At 35.3% G+C, this 14,367-nt stretch carries 17 protein-coding genes and 5 tRNA genes; 2 read left to right on the forward strand and 20 right to left on the reverse strand.

What is annotated here, in order from left to right; translation table 11 throughout:
* Nucleotides 1-86: 86 nt before the first annotated feature.
* The 20 genes from rplL to Q1A60_RS20515 all read right to left on the reverse strand — a co-directional run bounded on the left by rplL (nt 87) and on the right by Q1A60_RS20515 (nt 12,214).
* On the reverse strand, nt 87-464 hold the full coding sequence (gene rplL, locus Q1A60_RS20420) for a 50S ribosomal protein L7/L12 (RefSeq protein ID WP_299769328.1): 378 nt from the start codon (nt 462-464) through the stop codon (nt 87-89).
* Between the two features lie 59 nt (nt 465-523).
* Nucleotides 524-1,045, reverse strand: a complete 522-nt coding sequence (rplJ, locus tag Q1A60_RS20425; RefSeq protein WP_299769325.1) for a 50S ribosomal protein L10 — start codon at nt 1,043-1,045, stop codon at nt 524-526.
* Nucleotides 1,046-1,055: 10 nt separating this feature from the next.
* Nucleotides 1,056-1,754 carry a 50S ribosomal protein L1 gene (gene rplA, locus Q1A60_RS20430; RefSeq protein ID WP_299769322.1) on the reverse strand — a complete coding sequence of 233 codons (699 nt, stop codon included), beginning with the start codon at nt 1,752-1,754 and terminating at the stop codon, nt 1,056-1,058.
* A 20-nt stretch (nt 1,755-1,774) separates the two neighbouring features.
* Nucleotides 1,775-2,215, reverse strand: a complete 441-nt coding sequence (gene rplK, locus Q1A60_RS20435; RefSeq protein ID WP_299769318.1) for a 50S ribosomal protein L11 — start codon at nt 2,213-2,215, stop codon at nt 1,775-1,777.
* Between the two features lie 82 nt (nt 2,216-2,297).
* Nucleotides 2,298-2,852, reverse strand: coding sequence for a transcription termination/antitermination protein NusG (gene nusG / locus Q1A60_RS20440; protein ID WP_299769316.1), 555 nt, complete (start codon nt 2,850-2,852; stop codon nt 2,298-2,300).
* 9 nt (nt 2,853-2,861) lie between these two features.
* Nucleotides 2,862-3,062 (reverse strand): preprotein translocase subunit SecE, encoded by a 201-nt coding sequence (secE, locus tag Q1A60_RS20445; RefSeq protein WP_299769313.1) that lies wholly within the window; start codon nt 3,060-3,062, stop codon nt 2,862-2,864.
* A 50-nt stretch (nt 3,063-3,112) separates the two neighbouring features.
* Nucleotides 3,113-3,185 (reverse strand) — tRNA-Trp (locus tag Q1A60_RS20450).
* Between the two features lie 98 nt (nt 3,186-3,283).
* Complete coding sequence (gene tuf, locus Q1A60_RS20455) at nt 3,284-4,471, reverse strand: elongation factor Tu (RefSeq protein ID WP_299769310.1); 1,188 nt, start codon at nt 4,469-4,471, stop codon at nt 3,284-3,286.
* Nucleotides 4,472-4,593: 122 nt separating this feature from the next.
* Nucleotides 4,594-4,665: transfer RNA gene (locus Q1A60_RS20460), tRNA-Thr, on the reverse strand.
* A 45-nt stretch (nt 4,666-4,710) separates the two neighbouring features.
* Nucleotides 4,711-4,783, reverse strand: a tRNA-Gly gene (locus Q1A60_RS20465).
* A gap of 129 nt (nt 4,784-4,912) precedes the next feature.
* Nucleotides 4,913-4,994, reverse strand: a tRNA-Tyr gene (locus tag Q1A60_RS20470).
* A 203-nt stretch (nt 4,995-5,197) separates the two neighbouring features.
* Nucleotides 5,198-5,271 (reverse strand) — tRNA-Thr (locus Q1A60_RS20475).
* 110 nt (nt 5,272-5,381) lie between these two features.
* The gene (gene raiA / locus Q1A60_RS20480; RefSeq protein WP_299769307.1) at nt 5,382-5,687 is read right to left on the reverse strand and encodes a ribosome-associated translation inhibitor RaiA; all 306 of its coding nucleotides are present in this window, start codon (nt 5,685-5,687) and stop codon (nt 5,382-5,384) included.
* A gap of 64 nt (nt 5,688-5,751) precedes the next feature.
* Nucleotides 5,752-6,642 (reverse strand): tyrosine-type recombinase/integrase, encoded by an 891-nt coding sequence (locus Q1A60_RS20485; protein ID WP_299769303.1) that lies wholly within the window; start codon nt 6,640-6,642, stop codon nt 5,752-5,754.
* A gap of 202 nt (nt 6,643-6,844) precedes the next feature.
* Nucleotides 6,845-7,039, reverse strand: a complete 195-nt coding sequence (gene rpsU, locus Q1A60_RS20490; protein ID WP_089373348.1) for a 30S ribosomal protein S21 — start codon at nt 7,037-7,039, stop codon at nt 6,845-6,847.
* A 91-nt stretch (nt 7,040-7,130) separates the two neighbouring features.
* Nucleotides 7,131-8,309 carry an acyl-CoA dehydrogenase family protein gene (locus Q1A60_RS20495; RefSeq protein WP_299769298.1) on the reverse strand — a complete coding sequence of 393 codons (1,179 nt, stop codon included), beginning with the start codon at nt 8,307-8,309 and terminating at the stop codon, nt 7,131-7,133.
* Between the two features lie 58 nt (nt 8,310-8,367).
* The gene (locus Q1A60_RS20500; RefSeq protein WP_299769295.1) at nt 8,368-9,243 is read right to left on the reverse strand and encodes a helix-hairpin-helix domain-containing protein; all 876 of its coding nucleotides are present in this window, start codon (nt 9,241-9,243) and stop codon (nt 8,368-8,370) included.
* A gap of 18 nt (nt 9,244-9,261) precedes the next feature.
* A complete protein-coding gene (locus Q1A60_RS20505) occupies nt 9,262-10,872 on the reverse strand; it encodes an alanine/glycine:cation symporter family protein (protein ID WP_299769370.1) in 1,611 nt (536 codons plus the stop codon).
* Nucleotides 10,873-10,969: 97 nt separating this feature from the next.
* On the reverse strand, nt 10,970-11,980 hold the full coding sequence (locus tag Q1A60_RS20510; RefSeq protein WP_299769292.1) for a potassium channel protein: 1,011 nt from the start codon (nt 11,978-11,980) through the stop codon (nt 10,970-10,972).
* A 3-nt stretch (nt 11,981-11,983) separates the two neighbouring features.
* Nucleotides 11,984-12,214, reverse strand: a complete 231-nt coding sequence (locus Q1A60_RS20515) for a PspC domain-containing protein (RefSeq protein ID WP_299769289.1) — start codon at nt 12,212-12,214, stop codon at nt 11,984-11,986.
* Nucleotides 12,215-12,311: 97 nt separating this feature from the next.
* Between Q1A60_RS20515 and Q1A60_RS20520 the strand changes: the two genes are divergently transcribed.
* Together Q1A60_RS20520 and Q1A60_RS20525 are read left to right on the forward strand one after the other, a co-directional pair.
* Nucleotides 12,312-12,485, forward strand: a complete 174-nt coding sequence (locus Q1A60_RS20520) for a Lacal_2735 family protein (RefSeq protein ID WP_299769286.1) — start codon at nt 12,312-12,314, stop codon at nt 12,483-12,485.
* A gap of 58 nt (nt 12,486-12,543) precedes the next feature.
* On the forward strand, nt 12,544-14,340 hold the full coding sequence (locus Q1A60_RS20525) for a DNA polymerase III subunit gamma/tau (protein WP_299769283.1): 1,797 nt from the start codon (nt 12,544-12,546) through the stop codon (nt 14,338-14,340).
* Nucleotides 14,341-14,367 lie beyond the last annotated feature (27 nt).

Consider the following 14,367-nt stretch of genomic DNA (forward strand, 5'->3'; position numbering starts at 1 on the left):
CTTTATATACGACAAATGGTTTAGGTCAAATTATGCTTTTATATAAGCATAACAGACCTAAACCTTTATGTCTTTATTATGAGAGCTTACTTAAGCTCAACTTCAGCTCCTGCCTCTTCTAATTGAGCTTTAAGTGCTTCAGCTTCATCTTTAGAAACACCTTCTTTAATTGGAGATGGTGCGTTATCAACTAATCCTTTTGCATCTTTAAGACCAGCACCAGTTAATTCTTTAACTAGTTTTACTACTGCTAATTTAGAAGCACCAGCTGCTGTAAGGATTACGTCAAATTCAGTTTGCTCATCTGCAGCGTCTCCACCACCAGCACCACCACCAGCAGCAACAGCAACAGCTGCAGCAGCAGGCTCAATACCATACTCATCTTTTAATATACCAGCTAACTCATTTACTTCTTTTACTGTAAGGTTAACTAATTGTTCTGCGAATTCTTTTAAATCTGCCATTTTTCTATCGTTTTAAAAAAAATAATCTTAATTATATAATTGTTAATAGTGCGTACTGCTTAACCTTCCTTTTCAGAAAGGGTTTTGATAATACCAGCGATTGTACTTCCTCCAGATTTAAGAGCGCTAACAACGTTCTTAGCAGGAGACTGAAGTAATCCAATGATTTCTCCAATAAGTTCTTCTTTCGACTTGATATCTACCAGTGCATCTAGTTGGTCATCTCCAACATAGATAGCTTCTTCTATAAATGCTCCTTTTAACAAAGGTCTGTCAGCTTTCTTACGAAACTCTTTGATCACTTTTGCAGGGGCATTACCTGTCTCAGATAACATTATTGCAGTGTTTCCTTTTAATACTTCAGGAAGTTCTGCAAAATCTTTATCTGATGCTTCCATTGCTTTTGCAAGCAATGTGTTTTTAACTACAGCTAATTTGATACCTTGCTTGAAACAAGCACGACGTAACTTAGATGTATTATCTGCATTCAATCCAGATATATCAGCTAAATAAATATTAGTGTTGTCTGCTAATTGTGTAGTTAAATTTTTTATTACTTGTGATTTCTCTTCTCTTGTCATAATTTCTAATTTAACTAGTAGCGTAACTTTTAGAATCTACCTCAATCCCAGGACTCATTGTACTAGACATGAAGATACTTTTAATGTATACTCCTTTTGCTGTGGTAGGTTTCAATTTCACTAATGTACTAAGTAATTCTTTTGCGTTACCTGCAATTTTATCTGCATCAAAAGATGCTTTTCCTACAGATGCATGTACAATACCAGTTTTATCGACTTTAAAATCAATTTTACCAGCTTTTACATCTGAAACTGCTTTAGATATATCCATAGTTACAGTACCAGTCTTTGGATTAGGCATTAAACCACGTGGTCCAAGAACACGTCCTAATGGTCCTAATTTACCCATTACACTTGGCATTGTAATAATTACATCTACATCTGTCCAACCACCTTTGATTTTATCAAGGTACTCATCAAGACCAACATAATCTGCACCAGCTGCTTTTGCATCTGCCTCTTTATCAGGAGTAACAAGTGCAAGCACCTTTACATCCTTACCAGTACCATGTGGTAGTGTTACTACACCACGAACCATCTGGTTTGCTTTACGAGGATCTACGTTAAGACGTACAGCAATATCTACGGAAGCATCGAAATTTACGTTGCTTACTTCTTTTATTAAAGCAGAAGCATCATCAATACTGTAAGCTTTACCAGCTTCAATCTTGCTTTGATTCTCTTTTTGCTTTTTTGTTAATTTTGCCATTTTAATTTTCTTTTTGGATGTTAAGCTGGAGCATCTCCACCTTTAACCGTAATACCCATTGATCTTGCAGTACCAGCTACCATTTTCATAGCGCTTTCAATTGTAAATGCATTTAAATCAGGCATTTTATCTTCTGCAATAGTTCTTACTTGATCCCAAGTTACTTTTGCTACTTTTCTACGGTTAGGCTCACCTGAACCACCTTTTACTTTAGCTGCTTCCATTAATTGAACTGCTGCTGGTGGAGTTTTAATTACAAAGTCAAAAGACTTATCTCCATAAACAGTAATAACAACAGGAAGTACTTTGCCAGCTTTATCTTGTGTTCTTGCATTAAATTGCTTACAGAACTCCATGATATTAACTCCGGCCGCACCTAAAGCAGGTCCTACTGGTGGAGAAGGGTTTGCGGCACCTCCTCGTACTTGCAACTTTACAACCTTACTTACTTCTTTTGCCATTTTTCAAAATTTAACTTTGACTTGTTCTTAGAGTTGGAAGCAATAGAACAAAATCCAAAATATTAGTGTAACACTTAATTATTTATACTTTTTCTACTTGCATGTAGCTTAACTCTAGCGGTGTCTTTCTACCAAATATCTTCACCATCACCTCTAGCTTACGTTTTTCTTCATTTACTTTTTCAACAGTTCCATTAAACCCGTTAAAAGGACCATCAATTACCTTAATAGTTTCTCCAACCGTATAAGGTATTGCTACATTGTCTTGTTTTACAGAAAGCTCATCTACCTTACCTAGCATACGATTTACTTCTGCTTTACGAAGTGGCACAGGATCCCCTCCTTTTACCTCTCCTAAAAATCCAATCACTCCATTTATCGATTTGATAATATGAGGAATCTCTCCTCCTAAATGAGCTTTAACCATAATATATCCAGGAAAATAAACTCTTTCTTTGTTTATTTTCTTACCATTACGGATTTGAATTACTTTTTCAGTAGGAACTAAAACCTCTTCTATATAGTCCTCAAGATTAAGTCTAGTAATCTCTTGTTCTATATAAGCTTTGATCTTATTTTCTTGACCACTAACAGCCCTTACTACATACCAATGTCTGGTGTTGTTTGTTTTAGCCATAGTTAAAAATTAAGCACCTACTACTTTTTCAAAGTATAGCTTGATCACATTACTAAATACAGAATCAACACCCCAAACTGCCAAAGAGAATATAATTGAAAAAACAGCAACTACTACCATAAGACGTTGAGCTTCCGCTAGCGGTGTCCATGTCACATGATTCTTTAACTCGTTGTACGATTCTTGTACGTAATTTATAAATCCAGCCATAATTTTATTCTTATTTAGAAAATGATAAACACTTCCATCATTTTACTTAGCACGGGTTGAGAGACTCGAACTCACGACACCTGGTTTTGGAGACCAGTGCTCTACCAACTGAGCTAAACCCGTATGTTTAAAAGGCCTTTACATATAAACCCCTTTTAAACAAAAGTCAAGGCGTTCCGAATAATCGGAACACCTTTACTTTTATAAATTCATTTTTATTCTTAGTCTAGGATTTCAGTAACCTGACCAGCTCCTACAGTTCTACCTCCTTCACGAACAGCAAAACGAAGACCTAAATTTAATGCGATAGGTTGGATAAGCTCAACAGTAATTGTTAAGTTATCTCCAGGCATTACCATTTCAACTCCATCAGGAAGTGCAATATTTCCTGTTACATCAGTTGTACGTACGTAGAACTGAGGACGGTAGTTATTATGGAATGGAGTGTGACGCCCACCTTCTTCTTTTTTAAGGATATAAACCTCAGCTTTGAATTTAGCATGTGGTGTTACAGATCCTGGCTTAACGATTACCATACCTCTAGAGATTTGAGTTTTCTCAATACCTCTTAATAGGATACCTGCATTATCTCCAGCCTCACCTCTATCAAGGATTTGACGGAACATCTCAATACCAGTAATAGTAGAAGTTAATTTCTCAGCTCCCATACCGATAATCTCTACAGGATCTCCAGTGTTTGCGATACCAGTTTCAATACGACCAGTTGCAACAGTTCCACGACCTGTAATAGAGAATACATCTTCTATTAGCATTAGGAAATCTTTTTCAGTTTCACGTAATGGCTCTTCAATCCAAGTATCAACAGCATTCATAAGCTCTAATACAGTATCAACCCACTTTTGCTCACCGTTAAGTGCACCTAAAGCAGATCCAGCAACTACAGGACCATTATCCCCATCGTACTCATAGAAAGAAAGAAGCTCTCTAATTTCCATTTCAACAAGCTCAAGTAATTCTTCATCATCAACCATATCCACTTTATTCATGAATACAACGATACGAGGAATACCTACCTGACGACCAAGAAGGATATGCTCACGTGTTTGTGGCATAGGACCATCTGTAGCAGCAACTACAAGAATAGCACCGTCCATTTGAGCAGCACCAGTTACCATGTTCTTTACGTAATCGGCGTGACCTGGACAATCAACGTGTGCGTAGTGACGTGTTTCAGTCGCATACTCAACGTGAGAAGAGTTAATAGTAATACCTCTTTCTTTTTCTTCAGGAGCATTATCAATTTGATCAAAAGCAGAAGCTTCTGAATAACCAGCATCTGCTAATACTTTCGTGATAGCAGCAGTTAAAGTTGTTTTACCGTGATCTACGTGCCCGATAGTACCAACATTTAAATGGGGTTTCGAACGATCATATGTTTCCTTTGCCATAATGTAATTATTTAATCTTTAGTCTTAGTTATTATTAGTGTACTAATTTCTTTTCGATCGACCCCCTCTTCATCTAAACACAAAAGGCTAGTACGACCTATACTTAATTATTCATTTTTTTGAGCCAACGACGGGATTTGAACCCGTGGCCTCTTCCTTACCAAGGAAACGCTCTACCCCTGAGCTACGTCGGCTAGTTTACGCTTTCGCGAAAGCTCAATACCCAAAGGCATTTATAGAGCGGGAGACCGGGTTCGAACCGGCGACATTCAGCTTGGAAGGCTGACGCTCTACCAACTGAGCTACTCCCGCTTTTATTAACACTATATATTATAGTATCAAAAGGTGATTTCAATATTTCAAAACAGACCACAAACAATGCAGTCATACAAAAATTTTCAAGTGAAAACCTATTAAGTTTTCACTTGAAAATAATTAGCGTGGGGAGAGCAGGATTCGAACCTGCGAAGTTAAAAACAACGGAGTTACAGTCCGTCCTCGTTGGCCGCTTGAGTATCTCCCCTTTCATCAATTTTTCAGGATGCAAAAGTATGCATTTTAAATCGATAAACAACAATAATTTTAAAGAACTTTTTTAATCTTTTTTTCGAACTGAGGGAGGGACTTATTTCAACTACGTTTAACGCAGACTTTTTACCCAATAAATCTAAATAAATTACCCAAAAAAGCAATTCGTTTAAAGTATTCCAACATTTCAAATTAAAGAGCCGATGGAGGGACTCGAACCCACGACCTGCTGATTACAAATCAGCTGCTCTAGCCAGCTGAGCTACATCGGCTTTTTTACTTTTAAAAGTCTCAAAAGAGACATAAAAAAAGTCCGTTATTTCTAACGGACTGCAAATGTAGACATTTTTAATATCTAACAAAACATTTTATTTATTTTTTTTTATGCAATGTGTGCTCTTAACTTTTCTTTTCTTTTTTTAAGCACTCTTTCAAGGGATTGCACGCATACATCGATACCTTCTTCAAATGACTTTGCACTCTTCTTTACAATAAACTCATCTCCAGGAACACTTATTAATACTTCTACAATCTTATTTTCTGGTTTATTATTAGGCTCAAGCTTTAAAAACACATCTGCGTGTATTATCTTATCATAAAACTGCTCTAACTTATTTAACTTCTTCTGGATAAATTCAATCAATTTTACATCTGGGTCAAATTGTGGTGCTTCAACAGTTACTTTCATATGCCACGATATTTTAAGGGTTAGAACTTTGGCAGCACTACTGCCATACTTTAACAAACAATCATCATTTTTTATTACGAGGATGGGCATTATTATAAACATTACGCAGTGTTTTTATACTATTATGAGTATATACTTGCGTAGAAGCTAAACTTGCATGACCTAACAGATCTTTTAATGTATTTAAATCTGCCCCTTGGTTAAGCAAATGAGTAGCAAAAGAATGTCTAATAATATGCGGACTCTTTTTGATTTTGTTTGACGTCTTACTAAAATAATGATTTATTATTCTATAAACAAGTGTATCATATAATTTAACGCCTTTCTTAGTAATAAGCAGTGGCGCATCATATTCATTTAAAGAAACCTCATTTCTCTTCTCCAAATATTTAGAAATCGTAACACACACATTGGGCAACAAAGGCATCAAACGCTCTTTATTACGCTTCCCGATAACGCGTATTGTTTTTTGAGACACATCTACACTGCCTATGGTAAGACCAATAAGCTCTGCCCTTCTCATCCCTGTTCCGTACAATAACTCCAATAACAAAAGATCTCGTATAGATTCAAAATCATTTGAAATAGATAATAAATCAAATACCTCAGACACTTCATTCTCTGAAAAAGGAATCTGAAGCCTTTTAGATGTTTTTAATGCCTTATGCTTTACCAAGGGTGAAACTTTAATTGCTTCCATCTTTACAAGGAACTTATAAAACGATTTTAACGAAGAGACTTTTCGATTAATACTTCTATTTGAAATACCCTCATCCACAAGCGATACGATCCAACTTCGTATTTGACTGTAATGCACTTCCTGAAGTTCTATTTGATCATAGTTCGCTTTCGCGAAAGCGTAAAAAGCCTCAATATCTTTCTCATAAGCAAGCACTGTATGAGAACTATACTTCTTTTCTAAGGAGAGGTAATCTATAAAAGATTGTAAGAACATTTCAACGTAGTGGTTTTTAGCGTGCAACAGTCACCCTGAAGAGAGGTCTCAACTTTCGTGGAGATATATCACTAAAACGCAATAAAAAACCGTTACTCTACAAAGATATACTTTATAAAGTAACGGTTATATATTTTGAAAGAGGTATTCTCTTCCTATATATCCAGACTTCTCATGTAATATGAGTGACGGATACTCTTTTTTAGATATTTTCTTTATCTCTAAGACCTTGGATATATGCAGCCTTTTGGATTTCACGCCTTCTACTTACAGAAGGTTTTGTGAACTGCTTACGCTCTCTAAGGTTACGCATAGTCTTTGTACGATCAAATTTACGCTTGAAACGTTTAAGCGCTCTATCTATATTTTCTCCGTCTTTTACTGGTATAATTAACATAGTGGGACCTCCTTTCTTTAAATTCTTATTCTGTTTTCAGGCTGCAAATATACTACTATTAGTTATTCCTGCAACCTTGTATTGAATTATTTTATGCTTTTGTTTCAGTTTGCACCTTATATTCTTTTTTATCGATGATCATCTTTGCTATAATCTCTCTAAGAATATCTGAAGTACCTCCGCCTATAGGGCCTAACCTACTATCTCTTAACAATCTAGCCATTGGATACTCTTCCATATACCCATACCCTCCAAGCATTTGAAGACAATCGTAGATTACTTCATCAGCTATTTTGGTTGCTGTTAATTTTGACATGGTCGCTTCTTTTACCACATATTCCCCTTTATCAAGGCGATACGCAATCGCGTAATTAAATGTTTTTGACATCTCCACTTCTGCTTTACGTTCTGCAATTTTATGACGTAATGCTTGGAAACGGTCTATGGTTTGCCCAAAGGCCATACGGTCTTTCATATAGTCTAATGCATAATCTATAGCATACTCTGCTCTTGCATGTGCATTAATTCCCATAATTAAACGTTCTGTAGCAAAATGCTGCATAATATAACCAAAACCTTTATTTTCTTCACCCATTAGGTTAGCCACAGGAATACGAACATTGTCAAATGCAATCTCCCCTGTATCTGAAGCTCTCCACCCTAATTTATCTAGCTTGGTTGCAGATACACCTGGTGTATCACGATCTACTAGAAAAATACTCATCCCCTTTCCTCCTAATTCAGGAGCTGTTTTTGCTGCAACTACTAGGTAGTCTGAGTAGACTCCATTTGTTATAAATGTTTTTGACCCATTTAAAACATAATGATCTCCATCTTTTACAGCTGTTGTCCTCATACCAGCCACATCACTTCCTCCAAAAGGCTCTGTAATACACAAACAGCCTATTTTTTCTCCTGTAATACTCGGTGCAAGGTATTCTGATTTTATACGTGCGTCACCTTCAGCATTAAGATGTGTCATAGCAAGGTATGCATGTGCCCATATAGCCGCTGCAAAACCACCAGAATTTATTTTTTGAAGTTCTTCAAGAAGAATAACCGTATAAAAGAAATCTAATCCCATACCTCCATATTCTTCAGGGTATGCAATTCCAAAAAAGCCCATTTCTCCAAATTTCTCCCAGATAAAACGATCAATCTTTCCAGTTTCCTCCCATTTATCTATATGAGGAACCACCTCTTTTTGAAGAAAATCCTGTAAGCTTTTTCTAAAAAGATTATGTTCTTCTGTAAAATATAATTCGTTCATCTTTATTCTTAAATTTAGGCTTAAAATCGTGTGATTGTTAAACAGATTTGCAGTAGTTCTATTCAATAGACAAATATAACTTAATTCTAGCAAATTTGTAGTCTGTCATACCATCTAGTCCTGACAATTCTTCTAAAGATTTTATTCCTTCATGTAGTATTCTATAATCCACGATCTCTTTAGCAAGATCAAAATTAAGAAGTGGAATTGTAGACAAATCTGATGCAGAAGCTGTATTTACATTTATAAATTTTACTACAGGTTTTTCTTTTACTGTGTATTCATTAAGTACTGCTCGCTTTTGTTTTGTAGTAACCCCATACACATCATACAATTGGGCATCTACTTGATAGCCGCCTATTTTTTGAATATTCCGTAGTATCTTATCAGCAGCTACTTCACCTAAACCTTCAATAGCCATCAAAGCTTCCAAAGTTATTTTATTGAGATCTTTCTTTTGATCGTATGTTTTCCATTTTGGTTTAGCAGTATATTTTTTCTTAGGTTTTGGGTTTGTGATCCAATCTGGAAATTTAAAGTATGGAGATATAGTTGCTAATAACGAGTCGGACACTTTGGTTACCTTCTTGAAGTCTGAAACGGAATTGATCCATTGTCCGCTTTCGCGAAAGCGGTGCAAGCGATCCACCTCTTCTACACTCATTCCTAACATATACCCTTTATAATCTGTAATGTAGTTTGGATTAAAAGGATATCGTTTAGGTTTCTTGTTTTCTAACGCAACGACTTTAAGGGAATCTATTTGTTTTTGAAACGCAAGAACCTCTACATGTTCTTCTTCAGATATCGCAATATCTTGCGTAGGCTCATACCAAAATGAAACACTCATAAGAACACAAATGAGTCCTATAAATACCAAAATCCCACTTCTTTTTTGTCTATCGTAAAAGAAGTGGGATTTTAAGTTATTCATTATAGAATGCTTTATTTATTAACTATTATCTGCTTTTATTGCATCTAAGAATCTTCTAAGTTGTTTTTTCACAACTGGGAATAAGAAGTACAATCCTACCATATTCGGGAATACCATTGCAAAGATCATTGCGTCTGAGAAGTCCCATATAGATTGCATACTCGCAGAAGCTCCAACAACTACAAATGCTAAGAATAAAAATTTATACACTAAATCAGCCGTCTTACCACGTCCAAATAAGAACTTCCAAGACTGAAGACCATAGTATGACCAAGAGATCATCGTAGACACAGCAAATAATACTACTGCTATAGTTAAGAACACATTAGAGTAAGGTATATATTCAGCAAATGCTTTTGAAGTAATTCCTGCTCCTTCATAAGATACTCCATCTATAAGTACAGCTCCTGAGCCATCTCCTCCATATTCAAAGAATCCACCAAAATTAAAGATTACAATTACAAGTGCTGTCATTGTACATATTACTACCGTATCAATAAAAGGTTCTAATAAAGCAACAAGACCTTCACTAGCAGAATATTTTGTTTTTACTGCTGAATGCGCAATAGATGCAGATCCTGCCCCAGCTTCATTTGAGAATGCAGCACGTTTAAATCCTACCAACAACACTCCAATAACACCTCCAACACCAAAAGCAGTTGGATTAAATGCTTCTTTTACAATGAGACCAATAGCATCATCTAACAATGAGAAATTACTTAATATGATGTACAAACAAGCTACAATATACATTACAGCCATAAGCGGCACTACTTTCTCCGTTACAGAAGCAATACGCTTGATACCTCCAATGATAATAACCCCTACTAAAACAGCTAAGACTACTCCTATCCAGAAACCAGCTCCAGTACTCTCTAGGTTGAAAATTTCTTTTAAAACAATCGTAGCCTGATTAGATTGAGCAGCATTACCTCCTCCAAAAGAACCTCCAATACAGAATATTGCAAAAAGAACAGCAGCTATCTTACCTAGCACCGCAAATCCTTTTTCTTTAAGGCCTTTACTTATATAATACATAGGCCCTCCATAAACAGTCCCATCTTCACCAACATCACGATATTGAACTCCTAATGTACACTCTACAAATTTTGTAGACATTCCTAACAAACCACAGATGATCATCCAAAATGTAGCTCCAGGACCACCTAAAGCGATAGCCAATGCGACCCCTGCTATATTACCATTACCTACAGTTCCAGATACTGCGGTTGCCAGTGCCTGAAAATGACTTACTTCTCCATCTTGACTCTCATCTCTAATCGTATCTGGAATATCTCCATCTACCCCCGCTCTCTCATCACCTAAAGAATGTCCTCCTTCAATTTCATCATACTTACCACGAACTACATTAATCGCTTTTCCAAAATATCTGATATTAGGGAATCCAAAATAAATAGTAAAAAATAAAGCACTTGCTACTAGAAGAACTAATACAAATGGAATATCTGGATCCTTCCATACAAGAAAAAATATTGTATCACTAAAAAAATCAGAAACTGGTTTAAAGGCTTGATCTATTTTTTGATCTATACCTACTTCTTGAGTTTCTTGAGCAAAAATCAAAAAGGGAGTTAAAATGGCTAAAAGTGAAAGAAGATATTTCTTCATCATTTAATGTATGTTAGGTTATTATTAAATTCAGCTAGCAATATGCAAAAAAAAGCTCCTTAATCAAAGGAATGACTCTTAAAATCAGTGATAATTATTAAATTTCAAAAATATGATGTAGGTTAATAATTTGTTCTGGACGCCCTATCACGACCAGTTTAGAGCCTTTTTTTAAAATAAAATCTGCACTAGGATTTACGGTATACTTTCCTTCTGGAGATTTATACCCTATAATAGTACAACCCGTTTTATAACGCAAGTCTATATCTTTAATACTTACTTCTTCACCTGAAGGACAAAATTTTTCAAAACCAATTTCTTCTACATTAATAGAGTCTTCTTCTCCTACTACAGAAAGATTGTCTAAAAACTCTATCAAATCAGGCACCACAACAAGTGAAGCCATATGATCGCCTCCTATTCTATTAGGCATAATAACATTATCTGCGCCTGCAAGTTTTAATTTCTTTTGAGAAGTTTCATACTCTGCCCTACTTATGATTTTAAGTTTTTGATTCAATTGTCGTGCACTTAAAACAACAAAAAGATTATCTGCATCGTCAGGTAGTGCTGAAATAAGCGTACTTGCGCGTTCTACACCTGCATTTAATAATATCTCATCTTCATTTGCATTTCCTTTTACAAATAATGTAGTCGCATCTTCATAACGCTCTATAACATCTTCTTCTTTATCTATGATAACAAAAGACTTGTTATAGGCTCGAAGTTTTTCTACCGCTTGTTTTCCATTACGACCATAGCCACATACAATAATATGGCCTGAAAGTTTGTCTATTTGTTTTTGCACTTTTTTATGTTTTATAGTATCATAAGCACTTCTACTTATAATATATTCAGTAATTACAGAAATAGCATATCCTACTATTACAACACTACACAATATAAGAATAACCGTAAAAATTTTGGCTTCAGGAGTGAGCGGGTTTACCTCTCCAAACCCAACTGTAGTTACCGTAATGACAGTCATATACAGGGCATCTACCCATCCATAACCCGCAATTGCTTTATACCCTAACACTCCAATAAGTAGTGTTACCAGCACTAATGCGATAGCTACATATATTTTAGATCTAAAAAATTCAAACATACGCTATAGATCAAAAACAGAAGTTCGTTTTGTATACACTAAATCTTTAAGTCTTAATAAAAAAGCTGAAGTAAGATATAATGCAAAACCAACACCCAATGTTGCAAAAGATATATATATAAAAAACAGACGCACATTTTTAGCACGCATTCCTAGTCGATCTGCTAGTCGAGAAGAAACATAAAATCCATGTTTCTCAAAATAATGCCTGATATTATATATAAGTTTTAACATTACTGCAAAATACAAAAGTATATGTACATAACTTGTAGTTTTTTTGATTGATACTGCTATAAATACTGTAGAATGATGTATTTTTAAATAAAAAACTATGTTTGGACTTTTTGGAAAAAAATCACCCCTAGAAAAATTACAGAAACAGCATAAAAAAATACTTGAAGATGCATTTAAACTTTCAAAGAGTAATCGATCAGAAAGTGATGCATTATATGCTAAAGCTGCCGAAATAGAAAAAGAGATTGCTGCACTTTCTGTTAATAAATAAATTAGAAATCTTTCTAGCAATAGGCCGATATTGAAATCCCTATTTTATATTTGTAGCCATGGAACATTTCATCGTATCTGCCAGAAAATACCGCCCTCAGACATTTAAAGATGTTGTGGGTCAACAGGCTATCACAAATACGCTTGAAAATGCCATTGCAAATAATCACCTTGCGCAAGCACTTCTTTTCTGTGGACCCCGTGGTGTCGGAAAGACCAGTTGTGCACGTATTTTAGCAAAACGTATTAATCAAGATGAAAATACGCGTCCTGACGAAGATTTTGCTTTTAATATTTTTGAATTAGATGCCGCTTCTAATAACTCTGTAGATGATATTAGAAATCTTATAGATCAGGTACGAATTCCACCACAAGTTGGCACGTATAAAGTGTATATTATTGACGAGGTTCATATGCTGTCACAAGCGGCTTTTAATGCATTCCTTAAGACATTAGAAGAGCCTCCTAAGCATGCTATTTTCATACTAGCGACCACAGAAAAACACAAAATCATACCAACGATATTATCACGTTGTCAAATATTTGATTTCAAAAGAATCACAGTAGCTGATGCGAGAAAACATCTTGTTCAAATTGCGAAAGAAGAAGGGATAGATGCAGATGAAGAAGCATTACATATTATTGCTCAAAAGGCAGATGGTGCAATGCGAGATGCCTTATCTATATTTGATAGAGTTGTAAGTTTTAGTGGTAAAACGCTTTCGCGAAAAGCGGTAACAGAAAACTTAAATGTTTTAGACTATGATACCTACTTTACAGCGACTGACCATATTCTAAAGAACAATATCCCGCAATTACTATTACAGTTTAACGATATACTATCTAGAGGATTTGATGGACATCATTTTATTGCAGGGCTCGCTTCTCACTTTAGAGATTTAATGGTATGTAAAAATCCACCAACCATACATCTATTAGAAGTTGGCGATGGAACAAAAAAGAAATACTACGAACAGTCACAACAAACCGAACTCGCTTTTCTATTAAAAGCGATTGATATGGCAAACAGTTGTGATCTCACTTATAAAACAAGCCGCAACCAAAGACTACTTGTAGAACTTTGCCTGATGCAACTTGCCTCTATCACCTATGATGGAGAAAAAAAAAATGACCAACCTTTCATAATTCCACCGTCATTTTATAAACTATCTCCAGAAAATGCTCAAAAGGTAGATAGAACATTAAAAGCAACTGCTACTATTGAAAAAGAAGTAACTCCAGTTACCAAAACTGTTACAGCACCTACCCAACCATTAGTACTCACTGAGAACTCAGTACAACCTCAAATTGAAAAAACTCATACAGACGTACTTCCTAAAGTTGCTAAAACCGAAAGTAAACCAGAAGTTACCCAACCTAAACTAGCTATTACTAAAGAACGAATATCCGGTTTATCATTAAAGGGATTACAGCGTAAAAAAGAGCTAGAAGAAAAACGTAAAGAACAAAAAGTAGATATCACCAATCTACCTAAAGAGCCTTTTACAGAAATAGCCATGCAAGCTGCATGGAAAGAATATGTTACTAAATTATCTAATCGAGGAGAAAAAATCATAGCTTCCAATTTAGAAGCTGATACACCAAAGCTACAGGGTACGGTCATACAATTAGAATATCCGAATGCGACGATGAAGGTAGAGGTAGAAAGAGCCCAAGGACCTTTACTAGAATTTCTTAAAAGAAAATTGAATAACTATGATATCACCCTTGATATTATTGTAAATGAGGAAGTACAACGCAAATATGCCTATACACCTCAAGAAAAATATGATAAATTAAAGGAACAAAACCCTGATTTAGAAATTCTTAAACGTGCATTTGATTTAGAATTATAACCTATGGAAGAGAAAGAACCTATACAG

The organism is uncultured Dokdonia sp. (genome assembly GCF_947492535.1).
Taxonomy (GTDB): Bacteria; Bacteroidota; Bacteroidia; order Flavobacteriales; family Flavobacteriaceae; genus Dokdonia.